This is a genomic window from Andreprevotia chitinilytica DSM 18519 (genome assembly GCF_000711875.1).
In the GTDB taxonomy this organism is placed as follows: domain Bacteria; phylum Pseudomonadota; class Gammaproteobacteria; order Burkholderiales; family Chitinibacteraceae; genus Andreprevotia; species Andreprevotia chitinilytica.
This window is the reverse complement of sequence record NZ_JONM01000003.1, coordinates 50,511-65,869: the sequence shown is the minus strand read 5'-3', so window position 1 is coordinate 65,869 and position 15,359 is coordinate 50,511. Positions and strand designations below refer to the sequence as shown.

The window sequence follows — 15,359 nt, the reverse complement described above, 5'->3', positions numbered from 1 at the left end:
AGGAATAACGATAAATAAGAAAAGGCACCTCTCGGTGCCTTTCCACATAGACAACACATTCCTGACGGACGGTGTATTTTCTTACGCCAACGGTGTCGGATTCCGCAGGCGAATGTGCAGTTCACGCAATTGCTTCTCGTCCACCGAGTTCGGCGCATTGGTCAACAAGCACTGCGCACGCTGGGTTTTCGGGAAGGCGATCACATCGCGGATCGACTCAGCGCCGGTCATCAACGTCACGAGACGATCCAGACCGAAGGCGAGGCCACCGTGCGGCGGTGCGCCGTACTGCAGGTTGTCGAGCAGGAAGCCGAACTTGTTGCGGGCTTCTTCTTCGCCAATACCCAGCGCATCGAACACGGTCGATTGCGTGTCGGCACGGTGGATACGCACCGAACCGCCGCCTACTTCCCAGCCGTTGAGCACCATGTCGTAGGCGCGAGCCTTGCACTTGCCCGGATCGGTCTTGAGCAACTCAACGTGCTCAACCTTGGGGCTGGTGAACGGGTGGTGACACGCGTTCCAGCGCTTGTCTTCTTCGTCGTATTCGAACATCGGGAAGTCGATGACCCACAGCGGCTTCCAGCCCTTGGTGAAGTAACCGCCAGCTTCGCCCTTCTCGTGACCAATCTTCAAACGCAACGCGCCAATGGCTTCGTTGACGATCTTCAGCTTGTCCGCACCGAAGAACACGATGTCGCCGTCTTGCGCACCAGTGCGTTCGACGATGGCTGCCAGCGATTCCGGCGTGAGGTTCTTGACGATCGGCGACTGCAGGCCGGTTTCGTTGAGTTGGGTGACGTCGTTGATCTTGATGTATGCCAGACCACGTGCGCCATAGATGCTGACGAACTGGGTGTAGGCATCGATCTCGGAACGGCTGAACGAAGCACCGCCCGGCACGCGCAAGGCCACCACGCGGCCGCCTTCCATATTGGCAGCACCGCTGAACACCTTGAACGGCACATCCTTCATCACGTCAGTCAGTTCAGTGAACTTGAGCGTAACGCGCAGATCAGGCTTGTCCGAACCGTAGAGGAACATGGCATCGTCGTACTGCATGCGCGGGAAGTCGCCGAGATCGACGCCGATGGCTTCCTTGAACACGTGCTTGGCCATCGATTCGGTGATATCCATGATCTCTTCCTCGTTCAGGAACGAGGTTTCGATATCGATCTGGGTGAATTCAGGCTGGCGATCAGCACGCAAGTCTTCATCGCGGAAGCACTTGGTGATCTGGTAGTAACGGTCAAAGCCGGCCACCATCAGCAACTGCTTGAAGAGCTGTGGCGATTGCGGCAGCGCGAAGAACAGGCCGTCATGCACGCGGCTCGGCACCAGATAGTCGCGCGCGCCTTCCGGGGTGGAGCGGGTCAGCATCGGCGTTTCGATATCGATAAAGCCCTGCGTATCCAGGAAGTTACGCACCAGCAGCGATACCTTGTAGCGCAGGCGCAAGTTCTTTTGCATCGGTGCGCGGCGCAGGTCGATCACGCGGTTTTGCAGGCGCACTGTCTCCGACAGGTTTTCGTCGTCGATCTGGAACGGCGGCGTGACAGCGGTATTGAGCACCGTGATGTCTTTGGCAAGGATTTCGATCTCGCCGGAGATCAGGTTCTTGTTGGTGGTGCCAGCCGGGCGATCACGCACGACACCGGTGATTTGCAACACATATTCGGAACGGCTGCTATCGGCAGTCTTGAAGGCTTCCGGGGTATCCGGATCGATCACCACCTGCACCATGCCTTCACGGTCACGCAGGTCAATGAAGATCACGCCACCGTGGTCACGGCGACGATGGGCCCAGCCCTGGATGGTGACGGTCTGGCCGAGGAAACGTTTGTCGATCAGGCCACAGTAGTCGGTACGCATTGAGTTCAAAGTCCTTGCTTAAGCTTGGTCGGCGCGCACAAGCTCGCCGGATTCAGTGGTGGATACAGAAACAGTTTTCGGGGCAGCTGCAACTTTACTGCCGGGCATCACGACCCCCATCGAGATCACGTATTTGAGCGCTTCATCCACACTCATCGCGAGCTCACGCACTTCGGTTTTCTTCGCCATGAAGAGGAAACCGGAAGTGGGGTTTGGCGTGGTGGGCACGAAGACGGAAACGAGGTCGTCGGTAAGTAGTTCGGCAATTTCGCCACCGGGCTGGCCGGTAAGAAAACCCACGGCCCACGTACCCTGGTGCGGAAACTGCACCAGCACGGCTTTGCGGAAAGCCTGACCGGAATCGGAGAACAAGGTGTCCGAGACCTGCTTCACGCTCGAATAGATCGAACGCACGATCGGAATGCGGTTCAGCAGTTGCTCGCCAACGATCAAGAGCCGGCGGCCGAGCACATTGCGGGCAATCACGCCGGTCACGAAGACTACCGCCACGGCAAACACGAGACCAAAGCCCGGGATGTGCTGTTTGTCTTTCAGAATTGGCAGGTATTCGGCCAGATGCTGCAGCAACCAGTAATCCGGTCGCGCGGCCGACGGCAAGATGCTGCCGATCTGATCCATGGTGCCGATGATGAGCTGCAGCACCCAAATGGTGATGCCCAGCGGAATCCAGATCAGCAAACCGGTTAACAGGTATTTTTTAAGCACGGATGTCCTTGGTGAGACGTGCGTTGAATCATTGCCCAATCAGCGGGCGAGCATCAGTGACATGCGCAGCTGCCACCCGGGCAAGCCGGCGCGCTTTCGCTTGAGCTGGCTGCGGATGATCCGCTGGTGCCGCCCTTGAAATCAGTCGCATACCAACCGGTGCCCTTGAGCTGGAAACCGGCGGCGGTAATTTTTTTCTGGTACGTGTCGGCGTGACACGACGGGCATTCAGTCAGCGGTGCATCGGCCAACTTTTGCATGTGGTCGTTTTCATGCCCGCAGGACGAGCAGCGGTAAGCATAGATCGGCATGGGCGCAGTCCTCCAAAAGCGGACGATTATACCGGAAGCCGATGCCTTCCGTGCTGCGCGCCCCTGTCGAGACATGGGCTTAGGCAAACAACGACCAAATCAAGCGCTTTGCATCTGAGGCTATCCCCACAAATTTCGTTCCCACACATTGATCTTGCACAAACTCACGGCGAAATTTAGAATTTTCAATAATTACTGAAAATTCAACAATTCACAAAACAAGCCATGAACCTATCACCACTGAACGAACGATTTGTCCTGCACTTCGGGGAAATGGGCAGCCGTTGGGGCGTCAACCGCACCGTCGGGCAAATCTATGCCCTGCTGTTCATCTCACCCAAGCCATTGAATGCCGATGAAATCGTCGAGCAACTCGGCATGTCGCGCTCCAACGTCAGCATGGGCATGAAGGAGCTGCAGGCATGGCGGCTGGTGAAGCTCGTCCATCTACCGGGCGATCGGCGGGACTACTTCGAAGCCCCCAAGGACGTCTGGGAAATTTTCCGCACTCTCGCGGAAGAAAAACGCCGCCGCGAGATCGAGCCAACCCTCACCCTGCTGCGCGATGCGCTACTGGATACGCCGGCCAATGAGGCAGAGCGCCACGCCCAAGTGCGAATGCGTGAAATGTACGACCTCGTTGAACTCGCGAGTGGCTGGTTTGACGAAGTACACCGACTTTCGCCTGAGACGCTGGAAAACCTGATGAAACTAGGCGCCAAAGTGCAGAAAGTCCTCGGTTTTGCCGACAAGCTACGCGGCAACAAGGATGACGCATGACCACCGCGACCCGCCGCGGCCCGCTGCGCACCAGCCTGCCTCTGTGGCTGGAAATCACCCTGATCCTCGTCATCAAAGTGTTCCTGCTGTGGGGGGCCTGGAAGCTCTGGTTCTCCGCCCCGCTCGCCCACCACATGCAAGTGCCGCAATCCGCCATCAGCCAACAATTGCTGGGCGTAGCGGCATCAGCCCCCGTTTCAAGCCATCAACCCTCTGGAGATAAACAATGATTCCCGCCGCTGAAGTGGTGGAACTCTCACGGCTGCAATTCGGGCTGACGGCGATGTTCCACTTCCTGTTTGTGCCGCTCACGCTCGGGCTGTCGTGGATTCTGGTGATCTGCGAATCGGTCTACGTGATGACCGGCCAGCAGGTCTACAAGGACATGGCCCGCTTCTGGGGCAAGCTGTTCGGCATCAACTTCGCCATGGGCGTTACCACCGGCATCACGCTGGAATTCCAGTTCGGCACCAACTGGGCCTACTACTCGCATTACGTCGGCGATATTTTCGGCGTGCCACTCGCCATCGAAGGCTTGATGGCGTTCTTCCTCGAATCCACCTTTGTCGGGCTGATGTTCTTCGGCTGGGATCGACTCTCCAAAATCCAGCATTTGGGTGTCACGTTTCTGGTCGCACTGGGCTCCAACCTCTCTGCCTTGTGGATTCTGATTGCCAATGGCTGGATGCAAAACCCGGTCGGCGCGGAATTCAATTACCAGACCATGCGCATGGAACTCGTCAGCATCACCGACGTGATTTTCAACCCGGTGGCGCAGGTGAAATTCGTGCATACGCTGGCCGCGGGCTATGTAGCAGCAGCGCTATTCGTGCTCGGGATTTCGGCTTGGTATCTGCTGAAAGCCCGCGATACCGGCTTTGCCATCCGCTCGTTCGCCGTCGCAGCCGGCTTTGGCTTGGCTTCGGTTTGCTCGGTCATCATCCTGGGCGACGAATCGGGCTATACCGCTGGCGAAGTACAGAAAGTGAAGCTCGCCGCCATCGAAGCCGAATGGAACACCGAACCTGCCCCCGCTTCGATCACCGTGTTTGGCTGGCCGAACAACAAGACCGAGACCACCGACTACGCCATCAAGATCCCTTATTTGATGGGCTTGATTGCGACACGCTCGGTCGATACCCAAGTCACCGGCATCAAGGATCTGAAAAAGCAGCACGAGGAGCAAATTCGCAACGGCATGCTGGCGTACGACGCGCTGGTGAAGCTGCGCGGTGGCGACAAATCCGATGCGGTGATGCAGCAGTTCGACACATACAAGGGCGATCTTGGCTACGGCCTGCTGCTCAAGAAATACACGCCGAACGTCGTCGATGCCACGCCGGCGCAAATCAAGCAGGCTGCGCACGATACGATTCCAAACGTCGCGCCAATCTTCTGGGGCTTCCGCGTGATGGTCGGGCTAGGCATTCTGTTCCTGTTCATCTTCGTCGCCTCGTTCTGGTTCCTGGTCCGCAAGAACCTCGCCCCGCAACGCTGGCTGCTTCGGCTAGCGGTGGTGTCGATTCCCTTGCCTTGGGTAGCGATCGAAGCCGGCTGGATCGTGGCGGAATATGGTCGCCAGCCGTGGACCATCTCCAACATCCTGCCGACGCGACTATCGGCATCCTCCCTCGACGCCAGCCAGTTGCACTTCAGCCTGATCGGCCTCATCGGCATCTATTCGCTGCTGTTCATCATCGAGATGTATCTGATGCTCAAATACATCCGCCTTGGCCCAGCCAGCTTGCATACCGGCCGTTACCACGGCGAAGCGGTCACTGCCCCCGCCCCGCACGCGGCTTAAGGAGACGACGATGCTCGATTACGAAACACTGAAACTGTTGTGGTGGGGAATCATCGCCGTCCTGATGCTCGGCTTTGCCCTCACCGGCGGCTGGGACTTGGGTGTAGCGACGCTGTTGCCGTGGATCGGCAAGACCGACGACGAGCGCCGGGTGGTCATCAACACGGTCGGCCCGACCTGGGAAGGCAACCAGACTTGGCTGATCACCTTTGGTGGTGCGCTGTTTGCGGCTTGGCCCTTGGTCTACGCGGCGGCGTTCTCCGTGCTGTATGTGGCACTGATCTTCACCTTGTTTGCGCTATTCCTGCGGCCAGTCGGCTTCGACTACCGCAGCAAGCTGGAAAACCCGCGCTGGCGTAGCAGTTGGGATTGGGGGCTATTCGTCGGTGGCATCTTGCCAACACTGGTGTTCGGCGTGGCGATTGGCAACCTGTTTGTCGGCCTGCCCTTCCAGTTCGACGACACCATGCGGGTCAGCTATGGCAGCGGCAGCACCTTCCTTGGCCTCTTTAACGGCTTTAGCGTGTTCTGCGGCATCCTGGCCGTCGCCATGACGACGCTGCACGGCGCCACCTTTCTCTATCTGCGTACTGATGGCGTAGTAGCGGAACGAGCACGCAAATCGGTCATCGTGTTTGGCCTGATCACGGCAGTGTTATTTGCGCTGGGCGGCTTATTGATCCACGCGCTGTCCGGCTATTCGCTCACGCAAATTGGCGATCTGAATGCCATCCTCACACCGTTGCAGAAAACCGTGGTTCGCGTGGATGGCGGCTGGCTAAATAACTTCCACGGCACGCTCTGGTTGGTCCCGGCTGCGGGTGTCGGTTTTGCCCTGTTGGCGGCATTGTTCGCGGGTTTGCGCTGGCGCTGGATCGGCCTGCTGGCGAGTAGCGGCACGGTCATCGGCATCATCGTCACCGCAACCATCGCGCTCTTCCCCTTCGTGCTGCCTTCCAGCCTGGATGCGGCATCGAGCCTGACGGCCTGGGATGCGGTATCGAGCAAGAAGACCCTCGCGATCATGTTGGCGATGGTGGTGATTTTCGTGCCACTGATCACGATCTACACCAGCTGGGTCTATCGCGTGATGCGCGGCACGGTCAACGCCGACAGCATCCATAACAGCACGCACAGCTATTAAATCAGGAGACAGACATGTGGTATTTCGCTTGGGTGCTCGGTTTGGGCTTGGCACTGGCCTTCGGCATCATCAACGTCATGTGGCTAGAGGCGAACTACGCCTTCGGCCATCGCAGCGCGGAAGGGACGCAGGAGCGGTTCGAGCAGTTCAGAAATCAAGGCAATGAGAAAAGCTGACGCTCTTCAGCTGTCGGCAACAAAAAAGCCATCCGTTCAAGGATGGCTTTTTTGTTGCCGCGACCAGCGCAGCCCCGAACCAGATCAATCGGCCTGATACGGATACGGCTTCTGTTCGATACGCGACGCATCGTTGCGCTGGCGCTCATCCAGATTGATCGGTGCTTTGTCCCACAGCAGCGCACGGCCCTCGATCTGACCTTGCGCCATTTCCGGCTGGTCCTTGAGGAGCTGCTGCATGAACTCGGTGTACTCGGAAACGTAATGGGTGTTCTTTTTGAACATGATGACCTGCGTCGATTCAGTGATATCCCGCAATTATACCGGCAGCGCCGCCAGTTGCGGCAGTACCAATGCATGAATCGCCGGATTGGCTGCAGCAATCACCCGCCCTTCGCTGCCGAGCACCAATGGTTTGCCCTGCCAATCGCTCATCACGCCCCCTGCGGCCTGCACCACCGGCGCCAACGCGGCGTAGTCATGCAATTTGAGCCCCTCTTCCACCACCAGATCCAGCCAGCCACTGGCAACCTGTGCATACAGGAAACCGTCGCCGCCATAGATGGGGTAGCGGCATTCTTGCGCCAACGCATCAAACACTGGTTTGCCGGCAGCCAGATACTCCGGCCCGGTGGTGCCGATGCGGGACTGCTTGATGCTGGTAATGTCGCTGGACTTGATCGGCTGACCATTCAACGTGGCTGGCACGCCTTCGCCGCCGATCCAGCGGTCGCCGACAATGGGCTGGTTGATCACGCCAAACACCGGCACGCCGCGATACAAGAGGCCAATCAGCGTTACAAACAACGGCCGGCCAACGGTGAATGATTTAGTGCCATCGACCGGATCGAGCACCCAGACCCAATCTGCATCCGTATTCTCATCGCCCCATTCCTCGCCAATGATGCCATCGCCGGGCCGCGCCATATTGATCAGCTCGCGCATCACACGCTCTGCTTCGCGATCGGCCTGGGTGACCGGGCTGGCATCGCTCTTGTCATCGATGGCAAGCGGGCTGCGGTAATAGCCGCGAATCACGTCGGCGCTGGCATCGGCCAAGCGATGCGCAAGCGCGATCAGTTCTGCGCTGGGGGCCATGAGGAACTCTCCTGAATGTCTAGACGGGCGGGAGGCTAACACGTCGCCCGGATTGCCTCTACCTTGGGGAATTGCATTTTTCTTACATTAATGAACGAGAACAATTCTCCAATTCATATGCAAAACGACACATGAGAATAGCTATCGAATTCAAATTCAATTCAGCCAATTCAAATATAAATTGGCAAATCAATTCGGATATTGGCTAAAATAGCGGGATCAAAAAGTAATCGGAGCCAAATCATGCAAGGCGACAAGAAAGTGCTCAAGGCGCTGAATGGCGTGCTCGGCAACGAGCTGACCGCGATCAACCAGTACTTCCTGCATGCACGCATGTACAAGAACTGGGGCTTCAAGCAGCTGAACGACCGCGTGTACCACGAATCGATCGACGCCATGAAGCGCGCCGACAAACTCATCGAACGCATCCTCTTCCTGGAAGGCCTGCCCAACCTGCAACAGCTCGGCAAGCTCTTGATCGGCGAAAACGTGCCGGAAATGCTCTCCTGCGACCACAAGCTGGTCAGCAGCCACTTGCCGGTGCTGCGCGATGCCATCCATCTGTGCGAAACCGCCCACGATTTCGTCTCCCGCGATTTGCTGGAACATCTGCTTGAAGAAGGCGAGGAATACCTCGATTGGCTGGAAACACAAGCGGAACAACAAGTTTCGCTTGGCCTGCAAAATTACCTGCAATCGCAAATTGACGAATAAGCGGAATTAATCAAGGAGTATTTGCCATGGACGGCAACAAGAAAGTAATCGATGCACTGAATGGCCTATTGGCGGCCGAACTGACATCGATTGACCAATATTTTGTGCATAGCCAGATGTATCACAACTGGGGCTATAGCAAATTGTTTGAGCGCATCGACCACGAGCGCGGCGATGAAATCGGCCATGCCACCCGCCTGATCGAACGCATCCTGTTCCTCGGTGGCATCCCGAACGTAGCAGCCCGCACCGCGCTGCGCATTGGCGCCGACGTACCAAAGATGCTGAAGAACGATCTGGAAACCGAATACGAAGTTGCAACTGCGCTGAAAAAAGCGATTGCCTTGGCGGAGTCGGTGCAGGATTACGTCACGCGCAGCATCTTGCTTGCCCTGCTCGACGATACCGAACAAGACCACGCGCATTGGCTGGAGCAGCAACTAGGGCTGATCGAAGCGATCGGCTTGCAGAACTATCTGCAATCCCAAGTCTGATCAGGCTCACGCATCAAACTCGGGGCCACAAAAAACGGGACGCATCTGCGTCCCGTTTTTCAATTGTTCTTTGGTTTATTAAACCGTGCTGATTGCCTTAGCCCGGCACCAAAGCCAGATTCCACATCGGCTGACGCGGCTGTTGCGCTTCGAGCGCTTCATCCATCACGCCACGGGCACAGCTGGCGCACTTGCCGCAGCATGTGGCGACTTCCGTTTCCTGTTGCAGTTGCTTGAACGTACGCACGCCGTTAGCCACCGCCTTGCGGATGGTCTTGTCGGTCACGCTGTTGCACACGCAAACGTACATGGAAGCCTCGAACATTGATAAGCGTTCTCATTATCTCCAAAACCTTTTCTCTTGCCAAGCGTGCAGATTGACCGGAATCAACAAGCTGACAAACGGCGGGCAACAAAAACCCCGCCACATCCGGGCGGGTTTTTTGTTGGACACAGCAACGACATCAAACCGTTTCACGCCGCCGGAACAAGGGCTGCGGCTGTTGCACGCTCGCCTGGTAATACTCGGTGAAGTCGTCGATACCCTTGAGCGCATCCTCGATATTCTTGTCCGCACGCACGGCAAAGGCGTTGAAGCCGCAACGGTACAGATAATTGAGCGTGTCCTTGAACACATCGCCAAACGCACGCAGCTCGCCGGTAAAACCATAGCGTTCGCGTAGCAGGCGGCCAATCGAGAAACCACGGCCATCGGTAAACGCGGGGAACTCGACCGCGATCACCGCCAGCGTCTTGGCCTCATCGCCCAGCTCTTCCGGCTCATCGTCCGGCGCAAACCACACGCCAATATTGCCACGCGCCAACAGCGCTTCTTTCTGTGCAATAAACTGCTTGAGCGACACCAGCACCACGCCTTCGGCCGGCACAGCGGCAAAGCTGCCGTCCTCGTTCAAACGCAGGATGGTGGCGTTGTCTTCGACGATCTGGCGGTCACGAATGATCTTGCTCATTACGCGGCCTCCTTACGAGCGGCACGGCCGGCATAGACATACGTCTTGAACGGGTCGATGCCAAGACGATCCACCACGTCGATAAAACGCTCATCAGGGTGGCGATTGTCGACGTAGACCTTGATGATCTTCTCGATCACTTCCGACATTTCATCCTGCGCGAAGCTCGGGCCGATGACCTTGCCCAAGCTGGCAGCACTGCCCTGGCGGCCGCCCAACGACACCTGATACCACTCGGAACCGTTCTTATCCACGCCGAGGATGCCGATATTGCCCACGTGGTGGTGACCACAGGCATTCATGCAACCAGACATATTGAGCTCGATCTCGCCCAGGTCGAACAGATAATCGAGATCGTCGAAGCTTTCTTGCAGCGCCAGTGCGATCGGGATCGACTTGGCGTTGGCCAGTGAGCAGAAATCACCACCCGGGCAGCAGATCACGTCGGTCAACAAGCCGATGTTCGGCGTGGCGAAGCCGATGCGCTTGGCTTCTTCCCACACGGCGAACAGGTCGGATTGCTTCACCCACGGCAGGATCAGGTTCTGCTCGTGCGAAACACGGACTTCGCCAAGCGAGAAACGATCAGACAACGCGGCGACATCGTCGAGTTGCTTGTCGCTGGCATCGCCTGGTGCAATGCCGCGCGCTTTCAGCGACAAGGTCACACAGGCGTAACCGGCTTTCTTGTGGCCGAACACGTTGCGCTCGACCCAACGTGCAAATGCCGGATTGGATGCCTTGGCAGCGAGGAAACCGGCATCATCGCCAGCCAGCGTTTCATACGCCGGATCGACGAAGAAAGCGGTCACGCGGTCGACTTCAGCTTGCGTCAGCGTCTGCGGGCCATCTTTCAGATAAGCCCATTCCGCTTCGACCTTGGCACCGAAGGCTTCCGGCGTCATTGCTTTGACGAGAATCTTGATGCGCGCTTTGTATTTGTTATCGCGACGGCCGTAGCGGTTGTACACACGCAGGACGGCATCGAGATAAGACAGCAGATGTTCTTGCTCGAGGAACGGTTTGATCAACGCACCAATGATCGGCGTGCGACCCAAGCCACCGCCGACATAAACCTGAAAGCCAATCTCACCGGCTTCGTTCTTCACCACGTTGATACCGATGTCGTGCACCAGAATCGCAGCGCGGTCTTCCTTCGCGCCGTTGACGGCAATCTTGAATTTGCGCGGCAGATGGGCGAATTCAGGGTGGAAGGTGGACCACTGGCGAATGATCTCGCACCACGGGCGCGGGTCGATCAACTCGTCGTGCGCCACGCCGGCAAACTGGTCGCTGGTGGTGTTGCGGATGCAATTGCCAGAGGTCTGCACCGCGTGCATTTGCACCGCAGCGAGGTCGGCCAGAATCTGCGGCACGTCTTCCAGCTTGGGCCAGTTGTATTGAATGTTCTGACGGGTGGTGAAGTGACCATAGTTGCGGTCGTACTTGCGGGCGATCTCGCCCAGCACGCGCACTTGTTTGGTATTCAGCTCGCCGTAGGGAATCGCCACGCGCAACATGGGCGCATGGCGCTGGATATAGAGGCCGTTTTGCAGGCGGAGCGGACGGAATTCGTCGTCGGTCAATTCGCCAGCAAGATAGCGGCGCGTTTGATCGCGAAACTGCGCTACGCGCGCATCCACGATCTTCTGGTCATAGTCGTCGTAAATGTACATCTGCGATACCGGTTCACACTGATCAACAATGCGCAGAATGATACCAGCCGTGCCTTATCTGCAAAACAAATCGTTTTTCATATTTATATCACCAGAACAGATGAGCGGCCCTGACGAGGCCGCCCTCCCACCGGGCACTAATCTGCTTTCCTGTGATTGTCCGGGTCATACAACTGACCGGTTTCATGGTCGAACGGCTTTTGCAGCGTGACATCCACCCGATGCACCCGGCGCAAACTCACACGCCTTGCCCGGGCGAGCAGGCTGGCTTGCTCCAGCAGATTCCGTTTGGTCCGAATCTTGTCCATGGCGAGCTCCTTGCATGAAGTTCTGAAAGCTCAGACGTTCAGGATTGCCCATTGTTCGGCCGCTCGCCGGTCCCTTCGGACAAATGGTTTATGTATATAAAGAGATAAGGTTCTGGATGGGTGGCACTTGCAGCCGCACCATACTGGACGCATATGCGATCGGGAAAATGCCGACATGTATCGGCGAGCGCTTTCCGGCACAATGCCGGCTTACTCAGCCTGTCAAAACCCAGTCTGCTAAATACCCGTCAGCAAACAATACCCCAACCCGACGCCAAGACATGACCGCTACCCGTACCGCCATCCGCCGTCTCGACTACTCCGCCCCTGCCTACCTGATCGACCGCGTCGATCTCACCTTTGAACTGGAAGAAACCAACACCCGCGTGCTGTCGCGGCTGGTGGTGAAGCGCAACCCGCAGACGCCGGACAACGTGCCGCTGGTGCTGCATGGCGAGGAGTTGGTGCTGGAGTACGTGAAGGTCGACGGCGCGCCACTCGGGCCCGGCACCTATACCCAGACCGATAGCCAGCTCACGCTGCCGGCCATTGCCGATACCGCAATCCTGGAAATCGTCACCCGCATCAATCCGGCCGCCAATACCGCCCTCTCTGGCCTGTATGTGTCGGCCGGCAATTTCATTACCCAGTGCGAAGCCGAAGGCTTCCGCCGCATTACTTTCTATCTCGACCGGCCAGACGTGATGGCCAAGTTCACCACCACCATCATCGCGGACAAGAACAAGTACCCGGTGCTGCTCTCCAACGGCAACCGCGTCGGCAGCGGCAGCATGGACAAGAACCGCCACTGGGTGAAATGGGTCGATCCGTTCAAGAAGCCGTCCTACCTGTTCGCGCTGGTCGCCGGCAAACTGGTCTCGCTCACCGATAGTTTCGTTACCGCATCCGGTCGCAATGTGGCGCTGGAAATCTATGTCGAGCCGGGCAACATCGATAAATGCCACCACGCGATGGCCGCTGCCAAGAAATCGATGAAGTGGGACGAAGACCGTTTCGGCCTCGAATACGATCTGGATGCCTACATGATCGTCGCCACCGCCGACTTCAACATGGGCGCGATGGAGAACAAGGGCCTCAACGTCTTCAACACCAAGTACGTGCTGGCCCGGCCGGACACCGCCACCGATGCGGATTTCGACGGCATCGATTCCGTGGTTGCCCACGAATACTTCCATAACTGGACCGGCAACCGCGTGACCTGCCGCGACTGGTTCCAGCTCTCGCTCAAGGAAGGCCTCACCGTCTACCGCGATCAGGAATTCTCCAGTGATCTGGGCAGCCGCGCCGTGCAACGCATCCAGAACGTGCGCAATCTGCGCGAAGCGCAATTCGCCGAAGACGCCGGCCCGCAAGCCCACCCGGTCCGGCCGGACGAATACCAGGAAATCAACAACTTCTACACCTGGACCGTCTACGAAAAAGGGGCCGAGGTCGTGCGTATGTACGCCACCTTGCTCGGCCGCGATGGCTTCCGGCGCGGCATGGATCTGTATTTCAAGCGCCACGACGGCCACGCCGTCACTTGCGATGATTTCCGCGCCGCGATGGCGGATGCCAATGAGGCCGACCTCGATCAATTCGGCCGCTGGTATCAACAAGCCGGCACACCGGTGTTGGAGGTCGAAGGCGTCTACGACGATGCCGCTCACACCTACACGCTTACCGTGCGGCAACACACCCCCGCTACGCCGGGCCAACCCGAGAAACTGCCGCTGCATATTCCGTTCGCCATCGGCCTGCTGGACCGCCGCGGCCAGGAACTGCCGCTGCGCTTAGCTCACGAGCCGATTGCGCAACTGGTCGCCGACAGCACCAGCCGCGTGCTCGAGCTGCGCAAGGAAGTTGAAACATTCACCTTCGTCGACGTGCCCTGCCAACCAGTACCCTCGCTGCTGCGCGATTTCTCCGCCCCGGTAAAACTGGTTTACGGCTATAGCGACGACGAACTGGTATTCCTGATCGCGCACGACAATGACGCCTTTGCCCGCTGGGAAGCCGCCAACACCTACGCCAGCAACCTGCTCAAATCCGCATATCACGCACTCGGCCACGGCGAAGCGGTGGTCGTGCCGCCACAGTTTGTCGAGGCATTCGGCAAACTGCTGACCAACGACCACATCGACCCGGCGCTGGTCGCCTTGATGCTGGAACTGCCGTCCGAAACCGCCTTGTTCGAAGCGCTGAACGACGTCGATCCCACGCGCATCCATAACGCCCGGCAACTCGTCAAACAAGCGCTCGCCCGCGAACTGCGTGCCACCTTCCTCGCGGTCTACCAGCAACTGAACGATGGTGCCACCTACCGTTACGACGGCGAATCCGTCGCCAAGCGCAGCCTGAAGAATGTCTGCCTCGATTACCTGTCCGAACTCGACGACCCGATGATCGCCGAGCTGCTCGGCAACCAGTACCGCCGCGCGGACAACATGACCGATCGCCTCGCCGCGCTGCAGGCACTGGCGCAGCGCAACGACGGCGAAACCTACCTCGCCGACTTCGGCAATGTCTGGCAGGACGATGCGTTGGTGATGGACAAATGGTTCTCCCTGCAAGCCACCAGCAGCCGCGTCGGTGCGCTCTCTCGCGTTCAGGCGCTGATGCAGCACCCGGCCTTCTCGATCAAGAACCCGAACAAGGTACGCGCGCTGATCAATGCCTTCTGCATGCGCAATCCGGTGCACTTTCATGCACTGGATGGCTACGGCTACGCATTCGCCGCCGACCGCATCATCGAACTCGACAAACTCAACCCGCAGATCGCCGCCCGCATGGCCAGCTCGTTCAATCGCTGGACCAAGCTCGAACCGGTGCGCCGCACGCTGATGAAGGGCGAGCTGGAGCGGATCGCCGGCGAGGCCGGCTTGTCGGGCGATACTTTTGAGATCGTGAGCAAGGCATTGGCGGATTGAGGCACGTCTTGTTCGTCTGCAGCCAGAACCGGCTGCGCAGCCCGACCGCCGAACAGGTATTTGCCAACTGGCCCGACGTCGAAACGGCGTCGGCCGGCACCAACCATGATGCGGAAGTGCCGCTGAGCGTCGAGCTGGTGCAGTGGGCGGATGTGATCTTCGTGATGGAGAAAACCCATCGCCGCAAACTGCAACAGCAATACCGCAGCCAGCTCGGCAGCAAGCGCGTGATCTGCCTCGATATTCCGGATAACTATGCGTTCATGGCGCCGGAACTCGTCGAACTGTTACGCCGAAAAGTGCCGCCATTGCTTTGAGTGGCACCATAAAAAACCGCCATCCAAAGATGGCGGTT

At 58.1% G+C, this 15,359-nt stretch carries 18 protein-coding genes; 9 read left to right on the top strand and 9 right to left on the bottom strand.

Features of this window, described 5'->3' with window-relative positions; genetic code table 11:
* Positions 1-81: 81 nt before the first annotated feature.
* Genes aspS through BR41_RS05545 form a run of 3 tightly spaced genes read right to left on the bottom strand, consistent with a single transcriptional unit; the run spans position 82 to position 2,909 of the window.
* Positions 82-1,872: an aspartate--tRNA ligase gene (gene aspS / locus BR41_RS05555; protein ID WP_035053965.1), complete on the bottom strand. Its 1,791-nt coding sequence runs from the start codon at positions 1,870-1,872 to the stop codon at positions 82-84.
* Positions 1,873-1,890: 18 nt separating this feature from the next.
* The gene (locus BR41_RS05550; protein ID WP_035053963.1) at positions 1,891-2,598 is read right to left on the bottom strand and encodes a DUF502 domain-containing protein; all 708 of its coding nucleotides are present in this window, start codon (positions 2,596-2,598) and stop codon (positions 1,891-1,893) included.
* Between the two features lie 53 nt (positions 2,599-2,651).
* Entirely contained in the window at positions 2,652-2,909 is a 258-nt protein-coding gene (locus BR41_RS05545; RefSeq protein ID WP_035053961.1) for an FmdB family zinc ribbon protein, read from the bottom strand.
* A gap of 225 nt (positions 2,910-3,134) precedes the next feature.
* On the opposite strand from BR41_RS05545, the gene BR41_RS05540 reads away from it, so the two are divergent.
* From BR41_RS05540 to cydX, 5 genes are read left to right on the top strand one after another with little or no spacing between them, the layout of a single operon-like run.
* Positions 3,135-3,689, top strand: coding sequence for a GbsR/MarR family transcriptional regulator (locus BR41_RS05540; RefSeq protein WP_035053958.1), 555 nt, complete (start codon positions 3,135-3,137; stop codon positions 3,687-3,689).
* Positions 3,686-3,919: a cytochrome oxidase putative small subunit CydP gene (gene cydP, locus BR41_RS05535; protein WP_035053957.1), complete on the top strand. Its 234-nt coding sequence runs from the start codon at positions 3,686-3,688 to the stop codon at positions 3,917-3,919. The genes BR41_RS05540 and cydP overlap by 4 nt, the downstream gene beginning before the upstream one ends.
* A complete protein-coding gene (locus tag BR41_RS05530; protein ID WP_035053955.1) occupies positions 3,916-5,493 on the top strand; it encodes a cytochrome ubiquinol oxidase subunit I in 1,578 nt (525 codons plus the stop codon). Before cydP ends, BR41_RS05530 begins: the two co-directional genes overlap by 4 nt.
* 10 nt (positions 5,494-5,503) lie before the next feature.
* A complete protein-coding gene (gene cydB, locus BR41_RS05525; protein ID WP_035053953.1) occupies positions 5,504-6,637 on the top strand; it encodes a cytochrome d ubiquinol oxidase subunit II in 1,134 nt (377 codons plus the stop codon).
* 14 nt (positions 6,638-6,651) lie between these two features.
* Positions 6,652-6,813: a cytochrome bd-I oxidase subunit CydX gene (gene cydX / locus BR41_RS23480; protein WP_035053951.1), complete on the top strand. Its 162-nt coding sequence runs from the start codon at positions 6,652-6,654 to the stop codon at positions 6,811-6,813.
* A gap of 84 nt (positions 6,814-6,897) precedes the next feature.
* Here cydX and BR41_RS05515 read toward each other — a convergent pair whose 3' ends face one another.
* Complete coding sequence (locus BR41_RS05515; protein ID WP_035054298.1) at positions 6,898-7,098, bottom strand: DUF3460 family protein; 201 nt, start codon at positions 7,096-7,098, stop codon at positions 6,898-6,900.
* Between the two features lie 33 nt (positions 7,099-7,131).
* A complete protein-coding gene (locus BR41_RS05510; RefSeq protein WP_035053949.1) occupies positions 7,132-7,911 on the bottom strand; it encodes an inositol monophosphatase family protein in 780 nt (259 codons plus the stop codon).
* 243 nt (positions 7,912-8,154) lie between these two features.
* Here BR41_RS05510 and bfr (BR41_RS05505) point away from each other — a divergent pair, with 243 nt between their 5' ends.
* Together bfr (BR41_RS05505) and bfr (BR41_RS05500) are read left to right on the top strand one after the other, a co-directional pair.
* Positions 8,155-8,625, top strand: a complete 471-nt coding sequence (bfr, locus tag BR41_RS05505) for a bacterioferritin (protein ID WP_035053947.1) — start codon at positions 8,155-8,157, stop codon at positions 8,623-8,625.
* A 26-nt stretch (positions 8,626-8,651) separates the two neighbouring features.
* Entirely contained in the window at positions 8,652-9,119 is a 468-nt protein-coding gene (bfr, locus tag BR41_RS05500; protein ID WP_035053944.1) for a bacterioferritin, read from the top strand.
* Positions 9,120-9,216: 97 nt separating this feature from the next.
* On the opposite strand, the gene BR41_RS05495 is transcribed toward bfr (BR41_RS05500), so the two are convergent.
* The 4 genes from BR41_RS05495 to BR41_RS24020 all read right to left on the bottom strand — a co-directional run bounded on the left by BR41_RS05495 (position 9,217) and on the right by BR41_RS24020 (position 12,074).
* Positions 9,217-9,444 carry a bacterioferritin-associated ferredoxin gene (locus tag BR41_RS05495; protein ID WP_051710244.1) on the bottom strand — a complete coding sequence of 76 codons (228 nt, stop codon included), beginning with the start codon at positions 9,442-9,444 and terminating at the stop codon, positions 9,217-9,219.
* A 139-nt stretch (positions 9,445-9,583) separates the two neighbouring features.
* The gene (locus tag BR41_RS05490) at positions 9,584-10,090 is read right to left on the bottom strand and encodes a DUF934 domain-containing protein (protein ID WP_035053942.1); all 507 of its coding nucleotides are present in this window, start codon (positions 10,088-10,090) and stop codon (positions 9,584-9,586) included.
* Complete coding sequence (locus BR41_RS05485; RefSeq protein ID WP_035053940.1) at positions 10,090-11,766, bottom strand: nitrite/sulfite reductase; 1,677 nt, start codon at positions 11,764-11,766, stop codon at positions 10,090-10,092. The genes BR41_RS05490 and BR41_RS05485 overlap by 1 nt, the downstream gene beginning before the upstream one ends.
* Positions 11,767-11,903: 137 nt before the next feature.
* Positions 11,904-12,074 carry a hypothetical protein gene (locus BR41_RS24020; RefSeq protein WP_156970571.1) on the bottom strand — a complete coding sequence of 57 codons (171 nt, stop codon included), beginning with the start codon at positions 12,072-12,074 and terminating at the stop codon, positions 11,904-11,906.
* 281 nt (positions 12,075-12,355) lie between these two features.
* Between BR41_RS24020 and pepN the strand changes: the two genes are divergently transcribed.
* Positions 12,356-15,004 carry an aminopeptidase N gene (gene pepN / locus BR41_RS05480; protein ID WP_035053938.1) on the top strand — a complete coding sequence of 883 codons (2,649 nt, stop codon included), beginning with the start codon at positions 12,356-12,358 and terminating at the stop codon, positions 15,002-15,004.
* An 8-nt stretch (positions 15,005-15,012) separates the two neighbouring features.
* Positions 15,013-15,321, top strand: coding sequence for a low molecular weight protein tyrosine phosphatase family protein (locus BR41_RS05475; protein WP_245615811.1), 309 nt, complete (start codon positions 15,013-15,015; stop codon positions 15,319-15,321).
* Positions 15,322-15,359: the final 38 nt, after the last annotated feature.